This window comes from Vibrio sp. YT-19(2023) (assembly GCF_033337395.1).
The window spans coordinates 80395-104649 of record NZ_JAWOQN010000013.1 but is presented as its reverse complement, the minus strand read 5'-3'; the positions used below and the strand labels follow the sequence as shown (position 1 = coordinate 104649).

Annotated in this window: 16 protein-coding genes; 8 read left to right on the top strand and 8 right to left on the bottom strand. The window is 46.3% G+C overall.

The annotated features are described in order from the left end of the window. Nucleotides 1-56: 56 nt before the first annotated feature. A complete protein-coding gene (locus R7E78_RS11955) occupies nt 57-428 on the bottom strand; it encodes a hypothetical protein (protein ID WP_005375433.1) in 372 nt (123 codons plus the stop codon). 398 nt (nt 429-826) lie between these two features. Next, nucleotides 827-5065, bottom strand: a complete 4239-nt coding sequence (gene fdhF / locus R7E78_RS11950) for a formate dehydrogenase subunit alpha (protein ID WP_318057900.1) — start codon at nt 5063-5065, stop codon at nt 827-829. Between the two features lie 315 nt (nt 5066-5380). Between fdhF and R7E78_RS11945 the strand changes: the two genes are divergently transcribed. The 7 genes from R7E78_RS11945 to R7E78_RS11915 all read left to right on the top strand — a co-directional run bounded on the left by R7E78_RS11945 (nt 5381) and on the right by R7E78_RS11915 (nt 15531). Further along, nucleotides 5381-5803 carry a hypothetical protein gene (locus tag R7E78_RS11945; protein ID WP_005375429.1) on the top strand — a complete coding sequence of 141 codons (423 nt, stop codon included), beginning with the start codon at nt 5381-5383 and terminating at the stop codon, nt 5801-5803. Between the two features lie 135 nt (nt 5804-5938). Then, nucleotides 5939-7330, top strand: coding sequence for a TolC family protein (locus R7E78_RS11940; RefSeq protein WP_104029242.1), 1392 nt, complete (start codon nt 5939-5941; stop codon nt 7328-7330). Between the two features lie 146 nt (nt 7331-7476). Then, on the top strand, nt 7477-9195 hold the full coding sequence (locus R7E78_RS11935) for an efflux RND transporter periplasmic adaptor subunit (RefSeq protein ID WP_318057899.1): 1719 nt from the start codon (nt 7477-7479) through the stop codon (nt 9193-9195). A gap of 2 nt (nt 9196-9197) precedes the next feature. Continuing rightward, entirely contained in the window at nt 9198-12377 is a 3180-nt protein-coding gene (locus R7E78_RS11930; protein WP_318057898.1) for an efflux RND transporter permease subunit, read from the top strand. Between the two features lie 77 nt (nt 12378-12454). Then, nucleotides 12455-13021, top strand: a complete 567-nt coding sequence (gene copI / locus R7E78_RS11925) for a copper-resistant cuproprotein CopI (RefSeq protein ID WP_318057897.1) — start codon at nt 12455-12457, stop codon at nt 13019-13021. 326 nt (nt 13022-13347) lie between these two features. Then, nucleotides 13348-14199: a carbenicillin-hydrolyzing class A beta-lactamase CARB-42 gene (locus R7E78_RS11920; RefSeq protein WP_005375420.1), complete on the top strand. Its 852-nt coding sequence runs from the start codon at nt 13348-13350 to the stop codon at nt 14197-14199. Between the two features lie 282 nt (nt 14200-14481). Continuing rightward, a complete protein-coding gene (locus R7E78_RS11915; RefSeq protein ID WP_053303796.1) occupies nt 14482-15531 on the top strand; it encodes a sensor domain-containing diguanylate cyclase in 1050 nt (349 codons plus the stop codon). A 111-nt stretch (nt 15532-15642) separates the two neighbouring features. Here R7E78_RS11915 and R7E78_RS11910 read toward each other — a convergent pair whose 3' ends face one another. Continuing rightward, nucleotides 15643-15795, bottom strand: a complete 153-nt coding sequence (locus tag R7E78_RS11910) for a hypothetical protein (protein WP_005375418.1) — start codon at nt 15793-15795, stop codon at nt 15643-15645. Between the two features lie 246 nt (nt 15796-16041). Between R7E78_RS11910 and speG the strand changes: the two genes are divergently transcribed. Then, a complete protein-coding gene (gene speG, locus R7E78_RS11905) occupies nt 16042-16581 on the top strand; it encodes a spermidine N1-acetyltransferase (protein WP_005375417.1) in 540 nt (179 codons plus the stop codon). 47 nt (nt 16582-16628) lie between these two features. On the opposite strand, the gene R7E78_RS11900 is transcribed toward speG, so the two are convergent. From R7E78_RS11900 to R7E78_RS11880, 5 genes are all read right to left on the bottom strand, one after another. Continuing rightward, the gene (locus R7E78_RS11900; RefSeq protein WP_130545832.1) at nt 16629-17423 is read right to left on the bottom strand and encodes a hypothetical protein; all 795 of its coding nucleotides are present in this window, start codon (nt 17421-17423) and stop codon (nt 16629-16631) included. 162 nt (nt 17424-17585) lie between these two features. Further along, a complete protein-coding gene (locus R7E78_RS11895; RefSeq protein ID WP_318057896.1) occupies nt 17586-18671 on the bottom strand; it encodes an OmpP1/FadL family transporter in 1086 nt (361 codons plus the stop codon). Nucleotides 18672-18791: 120 nt separating this feature from the next. Beyond that, nucleotides 18792-21932, bottom strand: coding sequence for an efflux RND transporter permease subunit VmeQ (gene vmeQ / locus R7E78_RS11890; protein WP_318057895.1), 3141 nt, complete (start codon nt 21930-21932; stop codon nt 18792-18794). 10 nt (nt 21933-21942) lie between these two features. Then, a complete protein-coding gene (vmeP, locus tag R7E78_RS11885) occupies nt 21943-23085 on the bottom strand; it encodes an efflux RND transporter periplasmic adaptor subunit VmeP (RefSeq protein WP_140112298.1) in 1143 nt (380 codons plus the stop codon). A 90-nt stretch (nt 23086-23175) separates the two neighbouring features. Then, nucleotides 23176-23967, bottom strand: coding sequence for a hypothetical protein (locus R7E78_RS11880; RefSeq protein WP_005375405.1), 792 nt, complete (start codon nt 23965-23967; stop codon nt 23176-23178). Nucleotides 23968-24255: the final 288 nt, after the last annotated feature.

Here is a 24255-nt window from a genome sequence, read left to right as displayed (position 1 = left end):
TATTTTTTGTTTGTGTATTCATACACTGTGCTATCGAGCTCAACTCTCAGACAATATTAATAGTACTCACCGTAGGAACAATCTCGTAAATCGGAAATATTGTAGTTTTTCAAAGAGTTTATTTTAAAGTTGAACACTACCTGTTTACAGACAACGCCTTCGCGATCCGTGTACGTGATAATACCTTCACTGTACGCTCGCTGACCATCAGAGGATGTCACGTCAGCAACAAGTTCCAAATGGCCCTTATGCGCGTCTACGCGATTCATCATCTCAAACACATCTACCCACTCTTCGCGATTTGCCATTTGTATTAGCATCGATTTCGCCTGTGTTTCCAACTGCTGGGGGTATACATAATAACGGTTGTAACCAAAGTATGCGCACATAAGTAATAAAACGAGTGCAAATGAGGTTGTTCTTGTCATACAAGCTTCCTCTTGTTGTTATAAAAATCTTGCTTCGTTAATTCAGTATAGGAAGCGAGCAAAGTTTAGGTTATAGAACTTGCCCAAATAACAGGGGACAGTCAGAGACAGTCAATTCTATGACAAGCTCAACAACAAACTTTATTGCACTCTCATCATGGGCTTGAACAAAAATACGCCACAGAGACAGCAAGAAGTAAGAAGTAAGAAGTAAGAAGTAAGAAGTAAGAAGTAAGAAAGGAAAACTAACCGGAGCGCGGTGATAACAGAAAAGTAAAAGGAGTTTGAAGAAAAAGACAATCCGAGTGAATGTAGTGAGAGCGGAAATCAAGAGTAGATTATCCGCCCATCAACTAGGCTCAAATTGTCAGTGCCCACAACAACGTGACTCGCCGAATTTAAACGTGTTGGTAACTATCTTCGAGAGACTCTGTCTGCGTTGTCTTTTCGCTCACTTCCACTTTAACCGCAGCGACCTTGAACTCAGGGATCTTCGCATGCGGGTCAGTCGCCGTTGTCGTTAAACGGTTCACCGGCGATTCAACAAAGTGGAATGGAATGAACACCACTCCTTTTTGAATACGCTTAGTCACAAAAGCATCAATCTCAATGCTGCCGCGACGTGTAGACACCGTCAGACGCTGACCATTACTGATGCCAAGCGCTTCTGCGTCTTCCACACTCACCATCGCACGAGGGCCAGCAAGATTATCCAACCCTTTGGTTTTGCGCGTCATGGTGCCGGTGTGGAACTGCTCAAGCACACGACCAGTCGTTAACACAAGCGGATACTCCTCATCTGGCAGTTCAGCCGCATAACGGAACGGTACGCCCACCATTTGCCCTTTACCACGAGTAAACTGGGTTTGGTGCATGATGCGAGTACCGGCAGGGTTGTTCTTGTTGCTCGGCCATTGCACACCGTTTGGCGTAATGGCATCCCAACGAAGACCCGCGTATTGAGGCGTCACTCGTGCGATTTCATTGGTGATATCAGACACGCAATGGTAATCCCAATCACTGCCCATGGCATTGGCGATTTCTTGAATAATCCACCAATCCTCTTTCGCTTCACCCGGCGCCGTTACGACCGGATTCACACGCTGAACACGACGCTCCGTATTGGTGAAGTGGCCCGCTTTCTCTGCAAACGAGCAAGAAGGCAGAACTACATCCGCGTATTGCGCAGTTTCCGTTAGGAAGATGTCTTGAACCACCAAGAAATCGAGTGCTTCTAAACCTTCAATCACATGCGCTTGGTTCGGGTCGCTCAATACTGGGTTCTCACCCATGATGTACATACCACGAACGTCACGATGGCAAGCCGCATCAATGATTTCTGTCAGGGTTAGACCTTGTTCAGAAGGCAGATTTGGTGCGTTCCATTCAATCGCAAACTTCTGACGCACAATTGGGTTATATACCTTTTGGTAGCCCGGGAAGCTGTTTGGCAAAGCACCCATATCACACGCGCCTTGCACGTTTGATTGACCACGCAACGGGTTGATACCACCACCTTCAATACCGATGTTGCCACACAGTAATTGCAGGTTAGCGATAGAACGCACGTTGTCATGACCTGTCGTATGCTGAGTGATACCCATCGAATAGTAAACAGCCGTACGATCTGCCGTACCGATCATGCGCGCCATTGCTTGAATGTCTTCGGCTTTTACGCCCGTAACCAACTCCACTTTATCGAGGTTGTAAGCTGGCGACATCACCTCTTGCAACAAGGTATCAAAGCCGTCGACACGTTCTTCGATGTACTCTTGATCGTACCAACCGTTCTTGATGATCTGCTGCATGACACCATTTAGGAGCATCACATCCGTACCCGGGCGGTGCGCCATATACAGCTCTGCATGCTCTGCCATATCGACACGTTTCGGGTCAGCCACAATCAAACGTGCGCCATGGTGACGAATTGCTTGCTTGATGTGTGAAGCGATAATCGGGTGCGCCGATGTAGTATCCGAACCAATAATAAAGATCACATCAGAGTGCTTAATGCTTGGAATGTCGTTGGTCATTACACCACTACCGAGTGATGCCTCAAGACCGGTTACACTCGATGCGTGACACAAGCGCGCACAGTGGTCGACGTTATTGGTGCCCAGTTCACGACGGACAAATTTTTGGAACGCGTAGTTGTCTTCGTTGGTGGTTTTCGCTGAAGAGAAACCCGCTAATGCGTTGCTGCCAAAATCTTGCTTGATGCCAGAGAACTTACTTGCAATAAGTTGAATCGCCTCTTCCCAACTTGCAGGCTGCAACCAACCGTCTTTACGAATCAATGGCGTGGTAAGACGCTCTTCACTGCCAATGAAGTCAAAACCAAAGCGCCCTTTCACACACAGCATGCCTTGGTTCACCGGCGAGTCACCGCCTTTCACGTAACGAATCGTATTGGTTGCTTCGTCCACGAACATAGTCAACTTACAGCCCACACCACAGTATGTACAAATGGTCTCGACCGCTTTCAGATCTTCAGTACGACCTTGCGAACGGTCACGACTATCGACCATCGCACCCGTTGGACACACTTGAACGCACGCGCCACATTGCACGCAGTTCGAATCGCCCATTAGGGTTAAGCCATTCTTGTTACTTCCAAAGTGTGGACGATCATCAGGACGTAATGCGGGACGACCTTGTTTATCGCACACAAAGTTCAGTACACCGTGCACGGCTTTGTCGCGACACGCTTGGATACACTGACCACAGCTAATACAGCGGTTAGCATCAAACTCAATAAACTCAGAACTGCGGTCAACTTCGTACTTATGACGCAAGTCTTTCGCACGAAGATCTAACCAATCTTGGTGTGATTTAATCTGCAAGGAGAAGTCAAAGCTTTGCTCAGCTTCATATTCGGTGGAGTAATCACGCAGCGCACAATCGGTATTTGCCTGACAGCCACATTCTAGACAGCGCGCCGCTTCCTTCATCGCTTCTTCGTTATCAAAGCCCAACTCCACTTCAGCGAAGCTTTGCTCGCGTTGTGCTGGAGTCAGCTCAGGCATGATAGAGCGAGCGACCTTTTGGATGTTCTCGAAGTGAAGCGGATCGACTTGAGAGAGTTTCTTCTCTTTACGCGAGTTGAACGCCGCCTTTGGCATATCCGCCATATCGCCATTCAAAAACAGGTCAATGGCTTTTGCCGCAACGCGACCATCACCCACCGCTTCAACTGCCGTTGCTGGACCACGGCGGAAATCACCAATACTGAAGATGTTACCCGTGCCGGTGTGCATGGTCTTTACATCTGCATCAGAGGTGTTCCAGCGCGTAAGCGGAATCGACAAATCTTCACCTTCGAGGAAGCTCAGATCTGGCTTTTGCGATACAGCTGCAATCACGGTGTCGAACTCTTCGGTAAAGAACTCGCCAGTTGGTTTAGGGCTTCGACGACCAGATGCATCCGGCTCACCCAACGCCATGCGCTCTAGACGAATCGCACTCACTCGTCCGGTTTCATCGGCAAGGTTTTCTGCAGGGTTAGTCAAGAAGTGGAATTTCACCCCTTCATGTTCCGCTTCGACAATCTCGTAGTCTTCTGCCGGCATTTCGTCACGAGTACGACGATAAATCAACGTGGTGTCTGCACCAGCACGACGCGCAGTACGAGCACAGTCAATTGCCGTGTTACCACCACCGATCACCGCGACTTTCTGACCCGTGACGTAGTTTTGCTCGGTAACGTAATCTTTGAGGTAATCAACGCCTAAGTAGCAACCTTCAAGGTCACTGCCTGTGTAGTGCATTTCAACCGCTTGAGACGCACCGACAGCCAAACACACCGCGTCGTATTCTTCGCTCAATTGAGAAAGCGTGAAATCCACACCCAGCTTTTGATTGGTGTGAACTTGCATGCCATTGCGGCACATCAGTTCGATTTCTTTATCGAGAATGTCTTTTGGCAAACGGTATTCTGGAATGCCATAACGCAACCAACCACCCGCTTTTGGCATGGATTCAAAGACCGTAACGTCATAGCCTTCGTTCGATAGGTAATAGCCAGCCGTTAGACCACCAGGGCCACTGCCGACGACGGCAATGTTCAAACCTTTGCTTCGTTTCTTTTCTGGTACGTAGGCTTCATGCGCAGACAAATCCGCATCCGCGGCATGACGTTTTAGCTGACGAATTGCGATAGGCTCATCGACTAACGAACGGCGACATTCACTTTCACAAAATGCTGGGCATACGCGGCCAATCGATAACGGCATAGGCAGCGTACGCTTAATCACTTCAATCGCTTTTTGATGATCGTTCTGTGCGATGTGATAAAGGTACGACTGGATATCCACGCCCGCTGGACATGCGGTTTTACATGGCGCTTCACAATCGGCGTAATGGTCCGTCATGATGCGGTTAAGTGCTTTTCTGCGGTGCTCGCTTAGTTGTTCTGATTGCGTGACCACATTAAGGCCGCGGTAAACTTCGAGTTCACACGCACGCTTAGTACCGCCACTTTCGACTTCAACTACACACAAGTCACACGGTACTTTTTCATTACTTTTGTTCATTCCGCACAGCGATGGGATCTCGACCCCACACACTTTTGCTGCTTCTAAAAGGGTTAGACCCTCTTCTACAATTCTATATTTTCCATCGATGACAATTTCTATCATGCAACCCCCGCAGCAAAGCAAATCCAAATCTGCACAAGTAAAACCATACATTCTATAAGGATAATCATTTGTAAGACAAGTTAGTGTGATGTAAAACTTATAAACCACATTTTTCACGTGTCATAAAAAGCGAGAGCTTCTTTCGCTAACTTTCAACACTCGGTGTTTAACAAACGTTTTACTCCCTCAAAAGTGCGCAAACTGAAGGGTTGGACTATTTTGATAATAAGAGTAATAAATGATTGACCTTACCCTTAGGTTAACCTTTAGAATCGAAGGGTTTTCATCATTTTCATCAAACACATGGGAAAGGGTATGCACTTAAAATCGCTGCATACAATCTGGTTAACTCTCTTCACGACGCTAGTGCTATTGGTATCTAGTGTGGCGAACAGTGAGCCGTTGATGAATATTCAAATGATGTCTACTGGCATGGCTCACCATCCTTCTATGATGGGTGACAGCGAACACTGCAGTATGCCTGGCATGATGGACGTCTCCATGAATGACGCTTCTATGTCCGAAGATGGCGATGCAAGAGAAACCAGCATGAACTGTGGTGGAGGCTCCGGCATGGTTCATACCTGCTGTACTGCCGCGTGTACGATAGTTTTCGTCCCCCTACCGAATCCTATCAATAGCCCAATGCCCGTTGTCTATCGCGCAACTATTACTCCTGAAGTTGCTTCCCCTGTCGTACACGTAAGCCGCGACCTATACCGACCTCCTATAGCCTAAATCCGTCCTAGCATTCGACCCTGCGCGTGTATCGCAGGTTGTTTTAATGCGCCTGAACGATGAGGTAACAAGGCTTTACTGTTCCCGCAATAAAATCCGCACCTCCATCGATCCGGCGAACACTGGATTTAGATTATGGATATCAAACCATACCGCTTAGCTGCACCTATTTTTATGGTAGCTCTGGTCGCTGCGCCAACCTTGGTTAACGCCGCAGGTAAAGAGACGCACGCAGCGCAAAATTCCGCATCAAGTGAGCGAGCTTCAACGACCAAGCTTGCCCAACTGATCAACGTCGCGTTGAGTAACGATGGCAATCGTAAGCAATACTCAGCGCAATCTGCTGCCATGCGTGAAACGGGCGTCGCGAGTGCGACCTTGATGGACCCAAAACTGAAAGTGGGTTTTGGTGGCTTGCCTGTCGACAGCTTCAAATTCGATGAAGACCCAATGACCAACATCTCCGTTGGTTTAATGCAACAGTTTGAGCGTGGCTCTACGCTTGATTTGCAACAGAAGAAAGCCAACCAACAAGCCGATGGCCTTGGGCTTCAAGTGCATGCTCGTGAGCTTGAGGTAGCCAACAGCATGACTCAACTTTGGTTAGAGCTTGGTTACCAGCAACGCGCTGAGCAAATCATGCTTGAGAATCGCAAGTTGATGAAGGAGATGGAAAGCTTTATTCAAACCAACTATTCGATTGGTAAGAGTGAAGCGCAAGATCTGCTCAACGCCCAACTTCAAGTCAGTAAATTGGATGAGAAACTGCAAGCCAACGCACAAATGCAACGTCGTCTTATCTCTCAACTCTCCGAATGGTTGGGGTCAGACTGGTTGGCAAACGAAGAGGCTCTGCACGCGAGCAATCAACTTAATTGGGACACACTGAACAGCAAACTTGCTGCCAGTCAGGGTTCCACCAAGCATTATCAGCAACTCAGCCAACACCCGATGGTTAAGATGGCCGACGTCAGCATTTCTGCAAATAAAACGCAGGTGGAAATTGCTGAGCAAGCCTACAACCCGCAGTTTGGCGTCGAGGTAATGTACGCCTACCGCCAAGCCGACAACATGATGGGTGAGCCAGCATCAGATTTGGTCAGCGCTTACCTCACCATGGACATTCCGTTGTTTACGGGTGACCGCCAAGATCGCAATCTCGCGGCCGCTCAATACCAAGTTGGCGCGGCACAATCACAAAAGGACACCTTACTAACGCAGATGAATGCCAAGGTGAACACTTTGCTGGTTGATCGCGGCAACTTAACCCAACGCTTAGAACGTTATCAATCCACCTTATTACCTCAAGCGAAAGCGCGCATTCAAGCCGTTGAGCGGGGTTATCAAAACAACACAGCGCAGTTTAACGATGTGATTTCTGCCACCACAGACGAGTTGGCTCTGCAATTAGAGCAACAACGTCTACTGACCGATCTCAACATCGCAAACAGCAATTTAGCCACCCTACTCGGTGGTTTCGACTACCAAGTGGCTTCACCGGAAGCTCGCTCTATTTCGACATATTAATTTGTGATTCCCCAAGACAGTTGGGGCTACAGCTAGGCGGCAAACGAGAGAATCCCATGAGCATAGATCTGCTATGTGATTTGGGTGAACGAGAGCAGGCAACAACGCTGTAGCGTCAAATGTGAAGGGGAAAATAAGGTAAAACAATGAAAACATTTAAGATTGCAACCATCGCGCTGATTGTTGGTGGTGCTTTAGGGTTTGGTGCTAATCATTTTCTTACGGGCTCGGCTCACGACATGAGTGCGATGGGTGGCGCATCTGCTGCAAGCTCTAATGATCCGCTTTACTGGGTTGCCCCAATGGATCCGAACTACAAACGCGACAAGCCGGGTAAATCCCCAATGGGCATGGATTTGATTCCGGTTTACGCAGAAGACCTATCCGGTGAACAAGACGCACCGGGTACAGTGACTATTGACCCTTCAGTAGAAAACAACCTCGGGGTCAAAACCGCAAACGCGACACTACAACAGCTATCACCACGCATCGAAACGGTTGGCTATATTGCCTTTGATGAAAGTCTGTTATGGCAAACCAACGTTCGTGTGGCGGGTTGGGTAGAAAAGCTCTACATCAATGCCGTGGGTGAGAAAGTTAAGAAAGGCGATGTGCTTTTCACGCTCTACTCTCCTGAACTGGTTAAAGCACAAGAAGAATTGCTGAATGCGTACCGCACTGGCCGCAAAGGTCTTGTAAAAGGCGCGACCGAACGCTTGGTAACGCTTGGGGTTGACCGTGCTCAAATCAAATCCATTACTCGTAGAGGTAAAGCATCGCAAACCATTGAAATCAAAGCACCTGCTGATGGCGTTATCGCGAGCTTAAACGTGCGTGAAGGTGGCTATTTGTCCCCTGCTCAAGCGGTGATCAGTGCCGGTCCTTTGGACAATGTTTGGGTTGATGCAGAAGTCTTTGAGCGTCAAGCACACTGGATGAAAGCGGGTTCTCAAGCCACGATGACCCTTGATGCGATTCCGGGCAATGAATGGCAAGGTGTCGTAGATTACGTGTACCCAATCCTCGATCCGAAAACACGTACGTTGCGTGTGCGTCTTAAATTCCCTAATCCAGATGGCGCATTGAAGCCAAACATGTTCGCCAATATTGCCTTGCAGCCTGTTACTGACGACGCAGTATTAACGATTCCTAAGTCATCTGTTATTCGCTCTGGCGGTATGACTCGCGTTGTTCTGGCTGAGGGCGAAGGCAAATACCGCTCAGCTCGAATTGAAGTTGGCCGTGAAGCTGGCGAACAAATCGAAGTATTACAAGGACTTAAACAAGGCGATAAGATCGTTACTTCATCTCACTTCATGCTCGATTCTGAATCAAGCCAGTCGGCGGATCTGTCTCGCATCAATGGTGTAGAAGCAGCGGCAGAAACAGCATGGGCCAAAGGTGAGGTCACAGACGTAATGAAAGATCACCGCATGCTGACCATCAACCACCAGCCTGTACCAGAATGGGATTGGCCGGGCATGGTAATGAACTTCACTTTCGCAGATGGCGTTGAGATGGGTGACTTGAAAAAAGGTCAGGCTATCGAATTTGAAATGCAAAAGACGGAGTCCGGTCAGTACCAAATCATCGACTACAAGGCAGACAACAGCGTCATTGCCGCAGAGGTTTGGCTAACTGGTGACATTAGCATGCTGATGGCTGATTTTGGCATGATCACCTTAAACCACCTACCGGTTGCAGAATGGAACTGGGATGCAGGCGAGATGAACTTCTCTGTGGGTGAAGACGTTGATCTATCGGGTTTTGAAGAAGGACAGAAAGTTCGGTTTCTAGTTGAAAAACAAGGATCTGACTACGTTCTTAAACAGCTAGTTCCTGCAACAACAGCCGTCGAGGGTTAATTATGATCAATGCTATTATTCGTTGGTCACTGAGCAACCGATTCCTAGTGTTGGTCGCGACCTTAGCCCTTGTATTAGGCGGACTTTACAGTGTAAAGAATACGCCTGTTGATGCGATTCCGGATCTTTCTGATGTGCAAGTGATCATCAAGACAAGCTATCCGGGTCAGGCTCCTCAAGTCGTTGAGGATCAAGTTACTTACCCACTCACCACCGCCATGCTTGCCGTGCCGGGTGCTGAGACAGTTCGTGGCTACTCCTTCTTTGGTGACTCTTACGTTTATATCATTTTCAACGATGATACCGACATGTACTGGGCACGTTCTCGCGTTTTGGAGTACTTAAGCCAAGTAGCACCAAAACTCCCACCGAACGCAAAACCAACCTTAGGTCCTGATGCAACAGGCGTAGGCTGGGTTTACAGCTACGTATTACAAGACAAAACCGGCAAGCATGATTTGGCTGATCTTCGCAGCCTGCAAGACTGGTTCTTGAAGTACGAGTTGCAAACCGTTGATGGCGTTTCTGAAGTCGCTACCGTGGGCGGTATGGTGAAGCAATACCAAGTACAGATTGATCCTGCCAAGCTGCGTGCTTACAACCTCACTTTGCAACAAGTGAACATGGCAATCCAAAACGGCAACCAAGAAACCGGCGCGTCCGTTATCGAAGTTGCGGAAGCCGAACACATGGTTCGTACCACGGGTTACTTAACCAGCATTGAAGACATCAAATCACTGCCTCTAAAAGTCACCGAGAAAGGCACTCCGTTGCTATTAGGTGATATCGCAGACATTAACCTTGGTCCACAAATGCGCCGTGGTATCTCAGAGCTGAATGGCGAAGGTGAAGCGGCCGGTGGCGTTATCGTGATGCGCTTTGGTGAAAACGCCAGTGAAGTGATTGCGAAAGTCAAAGACAAACTTGCAGACCTACAACGCAGCCTGCCAGAAGGCGTGGAAATTGTTGCAACCTATGACCGCTCTACCCTTATCGATTCAGCGGTAGAAAACCTATGGAAGAAGCTTGCAGAAGAGTTCATCGTCGTTGCGATTGTGTGTGCGCTGTTCTTGTTCCACATTCGTTCTTCATTGGTCATCGCTCTGAGTCTACCGGTTGGCATTCTCACTGCGTTTATCGTAATGCATTGGCAAGGCATCAACGCCAACATCATGTCCTTGGGTGGTATTGCGATAGCCATCGGAGCCATGGTAGATGGTGCGATCGTGATGATTGAAAACGTTCACAAGCACATTGAACGAACGCCACTGACCGATAAAAACCGCTGGCAAGTGATTGGCAAAGCCGCAGAAGAGGTTGGCGCACCGCTGTTCTTCTCGTTGCTGATCATTACTCTTAGCTTCGTACCGGTGTTCGCCTTGGAAGGCCAAGAAGGCAAGATGTTCTCGCCGCTTGCGTTCACTAAGACGTACGCCATGGCAGCGGCAGCAGGTTTGGCAATCACGCTCGTGCCTGTACTTATGGGCTACTTCATTCGCGGTAAGGTGTTACCGGAACACAAAAACCCAGTTAACCGTGGCTTGGTCGCGTTGTATCGTCCGCTGTTGAACACCAGCTTAAAATACCCTAAGACCATGATTGTTATTGCATTAGGTCTAATGGCGTCGGCTTACTACCCAACCAGTAAACTGGGTAGCGAGTTCATCCCGCCGCTGGATGAAGGCGACTTGATGTACATGCCAACGACCTATCCGGGTATCTCGATTGGTAAGGCGCGTGAGCTTCTACAACAAACCAACAAGCTGATCAAAACCGTTCCAGAGGTGAAAACCGTATGGGGCAAGATTGGCCGAGCTGAGACCGCAACAGATCCAGCGCCACTCACCATGATTGAAACCGTGATTCAGTTGAAGCCACGCGATCAATGGCGTAAAGGGGTAACAACCGAGTCATTGCGCAAAGAGTTCGACAATCTGGTTCAGTTCCCTGGTCTTACTAACGCTTGGGTAATGCCGATCAAAACGCGTATCGACATGCTGGCAACGGGTATCAAAACCCCTATCGGCATTAAGATCGCCGGACCCGATCTGAAAGTGATTGAGAAGATCGGTTCTCAGCTAGAGCCAATTCTTAATGGCGTACAAGGTACAGCATCGGTTTATGCAGAGCGTGTAGCAGGTGGTCGTTATGTCGCAATCGACATTAAACGTCGCGCCGCAGCGCGTTACGGCTTGAGCATCAAAGACGTTCAGCAGGTGATCTCCACTGCGGTGGGCGGCATGAATGTAGGTGAAACCATCGAAGGCTTGGAGCGTTACCCAATCAACGTTCGTTACCCACAAGACTACCGCGACTCAGTGGTTAAACTGCAAAACCTACCATTGGTGACACCAAATGGCGCTCGTATTGCGCTGGCTGATGTAGCGGACATTCGTTACGAAGACGGTCCTCCAATGATCAAGACAGAAAACGCGCGTCCTAACGGCTGGGTGTTTGTCGATATCGATGGTCGTGACCTTGGATCTTACGTTGTGGAAGCACAGCAAGTCGTGGCTGATCAACTAGAACTTCCTGCGGGTTACTCGCTGGCTTGGTCTGGTCAATACGAATACATGGAGCGTGCGAAAGACCGCTTGAGTGTCGTGGTACCAATCACCATCGCCATCATTATGCTACTGCTTTACTTCAGCTTCCGTCGTGTCGGCGAAGTGATGATCATCATGCTTACCCTACCGCTCGCTATGGTTGGTGGTTTGTGGCTCATGCATCTCCTCAACTACAACTTCTCGATTGCTGTTGGGGTCGGCTTTATTGCCCTAGCAGGTGTCGCGGTGGAAATTGGGGTCATCATGCTCGTCTACCTCAACCAAGCGTGGCACTACAAAAAGCTGGATGCAGAAGAGAGCCAACAGAAGCTTGAGGCGAAAGACCTAACCGATGCCATTCGCGAAGGTGCAGGCCTGCGTGTTCGCCCAGTAATGATGACGGTACTGACGGTCATTATTGGTCTGATGCCAATCATGTACGGCGAAGGTACAGGATCAGAAGTAATGCAACGTATCGCCGCGCCAATGATTGGTGGTATGGCATCGGCACTTCTACTGACGCTGTTGGTGCTTCCAGCCATCTTCAAGCTGTGGAAACAACGTGAGTTGCGTCATAGCAATGCGACTAATCACCAAGCTAGCACTCAAGCTAGTGATGTAAACAACAACGCTTAATCCCTACCTTCCCCTCAAACATGCCGTTTTGAGGGGAAGCGACCAAGTTATTAATGAAATAAAACAAGGATATAAAAATGAAAAAGACACTAATTACTCTTGCTCTAGCCCTAACAACAACGACTGCGTTTGCTCAAATGGATCATTCAAACATGGACCACGCGAACATGGATCATAGCAACATGAAGCATGAAAACATGGACCACGGCAGCATGAAGATGGACCACAGTAAAATGGACCATTCAAACATGATGGATATGCCGGGCATGTCGGCAGTAGGTATGCCAGCAAAAGGCGCAAAACCAGACAAGGTGGTACACGTTATCTTGGGTGATGACATGACCATCAAGTTCAAGAAAGACGTAAAGATTGAACCAAACGATGTGGTGCAATTTGTGGTCATGAACACAGGTAAGATCAACCACGAGTTCACAATCGGTTCGGCTAAAGAGCAGCTAGAACATCGCGAAATGATGAAGACGATGAGCGGCGATCACATGCATGACTCAGGCAACGCAGTTACGGTAGAACCGGGCAAAGCGAAGCAGTTATTGTGGCATTTCCACGGTGACAACAAGATTGAGTTCGCGTGCAACATTCCGGGCCATGCAGAAGCAGGCATGGTTAAAAAGATTGAACTGTAAGTAATTATCCAACTAGACAAAGGAGCTGATGATTCAGCTCCTTTTATTTCTCTGGATCAAACTATTCGTTAGCTCATGATAAGAAATTCTGAGTCAGTGTCTCACGCTAAGATATTTTTGTGACCGAATCACTGACGTAATATATAAGCCAAACTACAGGCCTTGATAGCAACACTCTTCTCCCCATATTGAGACCGTTTAAGCGTATTGCAAAGAATCCTACATAAAATAGACATAGATTTAACAGTGTTTAGAGTATTGGCTCGTTATAGTTTACGTGACATCGCTACCATGCGAACTAAAACTAAAATTGAAGAACACGATCCATGAAAAAGTTATTTTTGTTGGCTGGGCTAATGGTTTGCTCAACCCTAAGTTACGCGTCCCAACTGAATGAGGACATTTCTCTCCTCGAGCAACAAACCTCAAGCAGAATTGGGGTGTCAGTTTGGGATACCCAAGCAGACGAGCGTTGGGATTACCGCGGCGATGAACGCTTCCCACTCATGAGCACATTCAAAACTCTAGCTTGTGCCAAAATGCTAAGTGATATGGACAGCGGTAAGCTAAGTAAAAATGCGACAGCAAAAGTCGATGAGCGCAGTATCGTTGTATGGTCTCCGGTGATGGATAAGCTCGCAGGCCAAAACACACGCATAGAGCACGCGTGTGAAGCCGCTATGTTAATGAGTGATAATACCGCAGCCAACTTAGTATTAAATGAAATTGGCGGCCCTAAGGCCGTAACAATGTTTCTGCGAACAATTGGAGATAAAGCAACGCGCCTAGACAGAATAGAACCTCGCTTGAACGAAGCCACACCAGGCGACAGCCGCGACACAACCACACCTAACGCCATACTAAACACTCTACGAACCTTGGTCGAAGGCGAAACGTTGTCTTATGAGTCTCGTGTACAATTAAAAATCTGGATGCAGGACAACAAAGTTTCAGACTCGTTAATGCGTTCTGTATTACCAACAGGTTGGTCTATTGCAGACCGTTCTGGTGCGGGTGGTCATGGTTCGCGTGGCATTAACGCGATTATATGGAAGGAAAATCATCGACCTGTTTACATTAGTATTTATGTCACAGAAACCGAGCTCTCACTTCAAGCTAGGGACCAGCTAGTTGCGCAGATAAGTCAGTTGATTTTACAAAAGTACAAAGACAATTAAGTCTCTACTCACCTGACCCCATTTGTATCCTTTTCTAGCCCTTCTCTTCCAGAAGGGCTCATTCTGTACTTCCATCTTAAAAACACCACTTATTGAGTAATGACTTACTTATAAATGGGTATAAGATTTACTTATTTAGGGTGAGTTAACGCCCACATTAAGCAACCAAATTCACACAAATGGCGATAATTAAACCATACTCTTACCAAGAAGCACATTTTCTACAAAATAGCTTCACGTAATTTATTGTTGGTATTTGCAACATTGCCAAGGAGATGTCTATTGAGACTTGAAAGAACTTTTAACCCTGATGACTTATCGATGCAAAACATGGAAAGTCCGATATGTATGCCGATAGGGTTTGTTCACTTTTTAGCTCAATCGGAAACACTACAGCAAGTACTTGATACGGTGGCAGAATGGATAAATCGTATATTTAATTCTGACCGTGCGAGTATCACACTTTATGAAAACAATGATCATTTAAAGGTCTACTCTTTCTCTGGTAGTAAAGCGATTCCCGCTGAATTTTTAGTGCCCATTCATCAAGCGTTTGTTGGCCGAGTGTTCAAAAAACAACAACTGATGATCTGCGATGATGTTACACAATCTGATGAGATTGATTGTGTGATGCTCGCATCCAATGGTATGGGTACGTGTATGGACGCGCCTTTAATGCACGGTAAAGTCTGCCTAGGAACGCTTAATGTTGCGCATCATCAAACGCACATTTACACAAACGAACAAGCGGCACAGCTTCAGTGCATCGCTAATTGGATTGCTTTAAACATTGCCCTTCATATACAGATTATGAAAATGGAACACCTCGCCACGACGGATGATCTAACAGGTATTCCAAACCGCAGAGAGTTCATGCGACAAATCGAAAGCCGCCTAAATGAATACCGAACCCAGGGCATTGACTTCCATGTTGCTATTTTAGATCTCGACAATTTTAAAAGCCTCAATGACCGATTTGGTCATGACGCAGGCGATAAATCACTGATCCATGCAGTTAATACTATTAAAAGTCATCTACTTGATTGTGACTTACTTGCCAGAGTTGGCGGTGAAGAGTTTGCCATCGTATTAAGAAGTCGCTCATCACAGCAAGCTCTAGACACATTAGAAACGATTCGTAATGCACTAGAAACGACGACCGTTCAACATTCAGGTTGTGATATGAGCTTCACCGCGAGTATTGGGGTAACTCAAGTCTGTCGTCTCGACGACTCATTTGAACCACTCGTTAAACGCGCCGACTTAGCACTTTACAAGGCAAAAGAAACCGGAAGAAATCGCGTTGAGTTTCATATTGGTGAAGAAAGGTAGAAAAAATAAAAAAGGTAGCGACTCATTGCGCTACCTTTTATCGATTCTAACCCGCTTAAAATAACTAATACGAACTTTAAGCCAGTTAAAAATAAGAATGAGCAAATTTAATTATGCTTTCTTAAGATCTTTAGCTGGGTAAGTTAGTGTTTTTTCGCCTGCTTTTACATGTGTGTAAAAACCGCCACTGCTTAAACCTGTAACAACCATTTCGCCAAGATCGATACCTTTAGTCGCTACTACTACGTCACCGATTGAAAACATATTGAATACCTTGTTTGTTTAGATTAAGACACTAAGTCGTTGCGCGGTATTTAATACGATATTAGGCAAAGCACCTAATCGAGTTTTTTATCGTAAAGATTAATTTATATTTGTCGTGAACTCTAAGTTTCCACATTGAAAATCACAGGATATTTTCCAAAAAAAGATGCGCTATTCTTGTGAAATACGGTAATATTTTCTAGCATCAAGTGCGGAGGTATTCTCCGCCCTCATTGGAGAAAAATGATGAAGAAAGGCCTAAAAATGCGTGCATTAGAGCGTTCTGATTTGCGCTTTATTCATGAACTGAATAACAACCGAAATATCATGGCCTACTGGTTCGAAGAACCTTACGAGTCTTATGACGAGCTCGAAGAACTTTATCGAAAACATATACATGATGACGCTGAAAGACGTTTTGTCGTCGAAGATGAAGACGGCATCGTAATTGGCTTAGTTGAGCTAATCGAGATTAACTACATTCACCGCAGCGCGGAATTTCAGATAATCATCGCCCCAGAGCATCAAGGCCGAGGTTATGCGACAGAGATGATTAATCGTGCGTTAGATTACTCATTCTCAATTCTTAATCTACGTAAAATCTACTTATTAGTCGCAGTGGATAACGAGGTCGCTATTCACTTATACAAAAAATGCGGCTTTATTGAAGAAGGTCACCTTGTAGAAGAATACTTTATTAACGGCGCTTACAGCGATGTTAAGCGCATGTATATATTAAAACACCAGTACCAGAAAAAGATCGAAGAAAACAACTCAATTCACTAGTTCATTCTATCAAAGTAAAAACGCAGCTATTTGAGCTGCGTTTTTATTTATTCAAATTGATAAGTATATGATAAAAGTATCCTTTCATCTGGCTCATCTAAGTACGTATTATTATCCATCATAAATGTCATTAGATTAAAAGAATGTCTTTTTTGATATAGGTAACCTAGTCCTATCCCTCCAAAAAAGCCCTTATAGTTTTCATCCTCATCATTTTTCGAGCCATAAGATCCTGCAGCAAACCCCATGAGAGTCAAACTTTCAGACAATGGTTTTAAGGTGAAAGCTCCAAGATAACCACTACTATTTGTTGTGTTCATCATGCCAAAGCCGTTCTCTGGGCTAACATCACCAGAGAAATTAATATCGGCGCACTCACTGACCCCATCGCAAACAGGCGTATTACCGTCATTGTACGTGTAACCTGCCATAGGAAATATTTGAAAACCAGCAGGCTCAATACCAAAGTAACTAAGTGGCATAAAGGTACCAACGCTGTAGTTGGTTTGATCCGCGCCGTTCACGTATTCATTTTTACCAAAGTTGAAATTCACGATACCGACCGGAAACAACCACGAGCCACCAATGCGCCACTCGCTCGCGTCATCATTAAGGCGAAAGTTAATTTTTCGTGCTTCATCTAGAGCAATGGAGCCAGAAAACGATAAGTTACCATCTTCAACGTCGTAGTTATCTGAATATGAAACTCCGACCTTCGTAATTACCTTTGTTGGATCGTCCGCTAACTTATTTTTGTTTTGTTTTACTGTTTGTTCTGCACCATGGGCTAATGAACTTATAAGTACCGAAGCACACATTAACAACGTTGTTTTGTTATTCATTTATCTTCCTTTGATACGCAGACTATTCATGCTTTTCCTAGTAAAATTTCTCGTCCACCACTAGAGAGCAACACAGACCGTATTACCTAGGTAAAGTGTAGCATTCATATAAGTAATGAATACGACGACTGCACTATTGAGCAGAATACTCATACGCAGCTGTTAGTTTTTCCAGTTGTAGCCCATGCTCATGAAGTACAGCGCAGGCTCATCAAAGCCCGCTTGGAAGCGTGGCGTTTCTGACGATTCCATCAAGATCGCTTCAAACGCGAAACCAATTGAGTTTTCTGAATCCAATTTGTAATCAATGCCTGTACCAATGCGGTACGCCTTGCCAGTAGGAACGGTAATGTCACCGTTTGATTGACTTTCATACATGCTAGTATCGAATGAAAAACCTGCATTCCACATCATTTTTTCATTCAGTTTGTACTGAGTACCCAATGCGATTTGGTAAGTGTCTTGTGTCTCTACGTTCAGCGTGGTTGTGTATTCGCTCCAGTCTTGCCAGTTCACGTTCCACATCACCGCTAGGTCATCATTCACTTCATGGTAAGCACTGAAGATCAGTTGTTGTGGAGCAATGGAGTTACTATTGTCGAATTCAAATTCGGTTTCAGAAGAGTAAGACAACCCGAGACGCGTACCTGGTGTTGCCTCATAAAGCACACCTACTCGGCCGTTAACCTGTGTGTCTTGGTCTTCGTCATTGAAGTTCAAGGCTCCCTTCGTTTCTACTTCATACATACCGTACTGAATGCCAAGCGCCGCACCCACAGACCAGTGATCATTGATGCGGTAAGAAGCGGAAGGTTGAATGGTTAAGGCTTGCGTCGTTGCTGTAGGAATATCTAAATGATTATCCAAAAGACCTTCGTACTCGAGGCCAAGGCCGTAGTTGCCATACAGACCAATACCCAGCGTCCATTTGTCGTTCACTTGTTGGCTGTAAAATGCCGACGCCATAGGAACAAAACCAATCACGTTGCCCGCATCGCCAGTCATCGTGTCCAATTGCGCGTCACCGTAAAGGCCAATCAGGTTACCAGAGAAAGATTTACCAGAAACATTCGCCAGACCAGCCGGGTTTGCTGCCATTACTGAGGCATCTTGCGCACGAGCCGCCATACCAGCGGATGCCAAACCAATATCCGATGCTGTAGTTTCGTAAAGGTATAACCCACCCGCTTGCGCAGCAGCACACGTCAGTAGAGAGCTCGCTACGACGATTTTTGAAAGATTTTTCATGCTAAAACCTATTATTGTTAGGGGAACCCACGCTGCGACGGTGGTTGTATATCAATGAAAGGCATTGGCCAATCGCACACAGCGTGGGGGTGTTGTGGAGTCAGTCAGTTGAAATCAGCGTTATTGCTCGCTCACCTCAAGTTCAGTGGGTTTCTTTCGCTTAAACTTCTCGCGCAGAGATTGCATCATCACGAAGAACACTGGCGTCAGTAACGTGCCTACAAACGTAGAGAGAATCATGCCGCCGAATACTGCAAAGCCCAGTGAGTGACGAGATGCCGCACCGGCACCCGATGCAATCACCAACGGGAATACCCCCCAGATGAAGGCGAATGCGGTCATCTGTACTGCACGGAAACGGATTCGAGCAGCTTCTTTGGCAGAATCAATGATGGATAAACCCTTTTCTTCTCGCAGAACTTTGGCAAATTCCACGATAAGAATCGCCACTTTGGCGGACATACCGATCAAGATGACCACACCAATCTGCACGTACAAGTCGAACGGTTGTCCCACCAGCAGTAGCGTGCCCATTGCGCCGAGAATCGCGACTGGAACCGCCATCATTACCGCAGCAGGAATGGTCCAACTTTCGTACTGAGCCACCAAGAACAAGTAGGTGAACAGCAAAGACAATGCGAACGCGATTGGTGCCATGTTGCCTGCTTTCATCTCTTGGTAAGTCATGCCGGACCACTCGTACGAGTAACCACTTGGCAAAGATTCTGCAGCCAGTTTTTCAATGGCTTTTACAACATCACCCGAGCTGTAGCCTGGCGCTGGCGCACCGTTCACGGTTGCAGAACTGAACATGTTGTAGTTCGACAAAGTATCAGGGCCGAAGATCGGCTTCACTTTCACTAGCGTTGCCAGTGACACCATTTTTCCAGAGCTTGAGCGAACAAACAGATGGTTGATGTCGTCGATATTGTCACGGTATTGCTCTTCTGCTTGCACTTTCACTTGGTACGAACGACCAAACAAGTTGAAGTCAGAAATGTAGGCGCTGCCCAACTGTGCTTGCAGTGTGCTGAAGATTTCATTCAACGGTACGCCCATCGAAATCGCTTTATCGCGATCAATATCGATGTAACGTTGCGGAATATTCGCACGGAAAATCGAGAACGCACGCGCCACTTCAGGCAGTTGGTTGATTTGGGCAACAAAATCAGCGGTTGTTTTTGCCAACTCTTGTGGAGAACGGCCCAAGTTGTCTTGCAGCACAAGGTTGAAACCATCTACCGCACCCATACCTTTGATTGCCGGCGTCGCGAAAACGAACGAAGCGGCATCTGGCGTTGAGTTCAGCATTTGGTTAACTTTATTCATCAATGCGCGTTGGTGTAGCTCAGGGTCTTTACGTTTGCTCCAGTTATCCAGTTTGATGATCAACATGCCCGAGTTTGGAATCGACGCCATGTTAATTACCGAGAAGCCCGCAACCGAAACCACGTTCTCCACACCTTCCATCTGTTTTAGTTCATCAACGTACTTCTTCATTAATGGTGCAGTACGCTGCAATGCTGCTGCGTCTGGCAAACGCATTTCGACCATGAACACGCCTTTATCTTCGTTCGGTACGAAAGAAGAAGGTACGGTCATGAACGCAAATGCCAGCACCGCAATAAGCGCGCCATACACACCGATACTCAGCACAATACGACGGCTCAAGAATCCAACTAAACCTTGGTATTTACGCGTTATTGCTTCAAAACCGCGGTTAAACGCACGCAAAGGCGCAATAGGTTGTGAGTGAGTAGATTTCAACATCAACGCACAAAGCGCTGGCGTTAACGTTAATGCGTTGATCGCAGAGATCAGCACCGACACACAGATGGTGACCGCGAACTGGTTGAACATTCGACCAGAAATACCCGGCAATAGCGCAACCGGTACAAATACCGCCAACAAAATAAGCGTTGTTGCCAATACTGGCCCCGTCACTTCTTTCATAGCTTGGATCGTGGCCGGAATCGGGTCTAAATGCTCTTCATGGATAACCCGCTCCACGTTCTCTACCACGATGATCGCATCGTCCACCACGATACCGATGGCGAGGATCAAGCCAAACAACGAGATCGTGTTAATGGTCATGCCCATCACGCCCATGATTGCGAACGTCGCAATGATGGAAACCGGAATCGCTAAGGTTGGAATGATGGTCGCTCGCCAGTTCTGCAAGAAAACGTACACAACGAAGGTGACAAGAAGTACTGCAATCACCAGCGTCTCGTACACTTCATCAATCGATGTCTCTACGTATTCGGTAGAGTCATACGCGATATCGTAGACCAAATCACCAGGAAACGATTTCTCGTACTCTGTCATGGCCTCTTTCACGCGTTCCATCACGTCTAGCGCGTTCGCGGTCGTTAACTGGTACAAGGCCAGAACGGCGGCTGGTTCGTTATTCATACGACCATCAGCTTCGTAACCTTGTGCACCAACTTCCACACGAGCCACATCTTTCAAGCGAATCAAAGAACCTTTCTTGCTCGCACGAATGATGATGTTCTCGAACTCTTCCGCAGAAGTGAGGCGGCCTTTGGTTTGCAAAACATATTGATATTGCTGGTCACCCGGAGCTGGCATACCACCGATCTTACCCGCCGCCACTTGGATGTTTTGCGTTTTAATTGCGCCAATAACATCGCTAGCAGAAAGCTTCAAGGTAGCCAGTTTATTTGGGTTCAACCAAATACGCATTGAGTAGTCTTTCTTACCCAGCAGCGTAATGTCACTCATACCTTCGATACGTTTTAGACGCTCAACGATATTGAGATCCGCGTAGTTAGAAAGGTAGATACTGTCGTAAGACTGTTTCGGGGAACGCAGTGTGATAACGCCCAGCATGTCGGAAGATTTCTTCTTAACCGTCACACCGATTTGGTTTACTTCTTGTGGTAGAGACGACGTCGCCTGTGCCACCAAATTGTTCACACGAACCTGCGCCATATCGCCATCTGCGCCCACTCGGAAGTAAATACGCAATGTGTATGAGCCATCGTTACCAATCACAGAAGACATGTAAATCATGTCTTCAACGCCGTTAACTTTGGCTTCTATCGGTTGTGCTACGGTCTTTTTAACCACGTCCGCGTTTGCACCCGGATACATGGTGCTCACCGTAATTACCGTTGGAGAGATTTGAGGATACTCAGAAATTGGCAAGACTTTCAGGGCGATCATACCCATCAATGTCATCGCCAGTGAGATCACCAAAGCAAACTTCGGCCGGTGAATGAAAAATTTACTTAACATCAGTACTCACTCAGCCTTGTTCACTCTGTAGCTCAACGTCTTTCACCGTTGCACCCGGACGCACTTTTTGTAGACCATTGACGATGACTTTTTCGTTAGCCGCCAAACCAGTCAGCACAGCACGTTTCACACCGTAGGTCTGACCGAGTTCAACGTTACGACGAGACACCACGTGATCATCACCAACCACCATGACGTAGTCACCCGCTTGGTCTTGTTGAACAGCCGCCGATGGGATAAGCAAACCATCAATGGTTTTGTTGCGCAGCTTGATGGTCAAGTTGCCATATTCACCCGGCATAAGCGCGTAAGTTGGATTATCGAATTGTGCTTCTGCTCGAATTGAGCCTGTTTCTAAATCGATCTTATTGCCAACGGCGTAGATCTTGCCATCAAGCGGATACAATGAACCGTCTGAAAGCGTCAGTGTTAAATCAACATCCAGTTTGTCATCGTTACGATGAGCCACATCAATCGCACTTCTTACGCGGCGGTAGAGCTTCTCATCCACATCAAAGCCAAAGCGAATTGGGTCGATTTGAGTGATCGAAACAAGAGGAACGAGTTGAATTTTCGAAATACGGTCACCCACTCGGAAGTTGCTGAAACCCACGCGGCCAGAGAAAGGAGCACGCACAGAGCTAAATTCAAGATCGAGCCTTGCTGAAACCAGCGTCGCTTTCGCCTCTTCTACCGAAGCAATCGCTGCGGCGTGCGCGGCAATGGCGTCATCGTATTGCTGCTCACTGATGCTTTTATCTCTGATGAGTTTCTTCACACGTTCTGCATCACGCGTAGTTTGAACGAGTTGTGCTTTTGCTTTTTGCAACGACGCTTTTGCATACGCCAGTGCCGCTTTGTAAGGACGGTCGTCGATTTCAAACAGCAATTGGCCTTTTTCGACCATATCGCCATCTTTAAAATGAATCGCGGTTAATTCGCCACCGACTCGAGGCATAATATCAACGTCATTTACCGCTTCAGTTCGACCGATAAAAGTATGATAAGGAGTGATTTTTGTTTCGGTTAGGGTAACGGTTTCAACAGAGGGTGCTTGGGCAGTTTTCGTTGCGATATCGCCAGTTTTGCATCCTGATAGTAATGCAGAAGATATAGCAATAGATACCAACGCAAATTTATATTTGGCTTTCATGATAAACCTACTTTATTTAGAAAGTGCCCTAGCCTAAATATTTAAATATATGGATAAACACACTTTCTATTCTGGAAATAAACGAGGGAGTTAGAATTGGTAGTTAAATTCGATACGGTGATCACCATCACCGAAATTAACGTGATCATTCCAGTTTGCAAAGTAACGAATATTTGCGCGAGGATTAATTTGATAAGACAACGCAAACTCATGAGCCAAGATATTATCTTCACCTGCATAATAAGTATCTTTATATTGACTAGACCCTGACAACGTATGCATATACATTGGGTTGTAGTTAATCCAGATTTTATCGGTTAATTCAATTTTTGAGTACATACCCACAACAGTGAAAGTACCTGGAATTTCATAACCTTTGTCATCACCACTAAAATCATTAGCAATAGTGACACCCGCACCAGCTAAAGGAAATAGCTGCAACATACCAAACTTAGGTAGACCTTGAATAAAGCTATAAGATGCATCTAATTTATCGTTATCAACGTCGTAGTTTACATCTAATTGACGGCCTAGACCTTTTGCGACTTCTACTTGGAAATTACGTAGTCGGAAAGAGTCAATGCTGTCATCAACGTTGGCATATATTGGATCGTCATTGTCGCGAATGCCAAATAGCTCACCACCAATGCCTTTCATTTCAATGATGTTCATCGCCATGGTACCAGGCTGGCTAGATTGGTAAGTTTGACCGATTTTGATGTTCGCGCCTTTATCAGTAATACCAAAGCCAGCTTGGGTGTATACCGCAAGTGGGTCAGACATATCTTGTAGTTCTTCGTTATTGTTTGTCTGCGCATAGGCAGAAGACGCGAGTTGTAGGGCTGCAACCATAATGGCAACAGACGGTTTCACTAAATTCATAAAACTGTATCCATTTTAATGATTATAAAATTATTCACGTCATGAGGTCATCATAAATAGCAAGCAACACAACTCGCTTTGGATAACATAAATTATCAAAGCAAATTCAATAATGACGAAACATTCGACGTTTTAATTAAAATAAAATAAAGCATCGTAAAAGTTCAATCACCGCTACTTATATCTTATATAACTTGAAATTTGGTAATACTAACGAAGAAGGAAATATTAAAACTTATTAAAATTCAATTATCATTAGAACGAATGATTAATTAATCTTACCATATA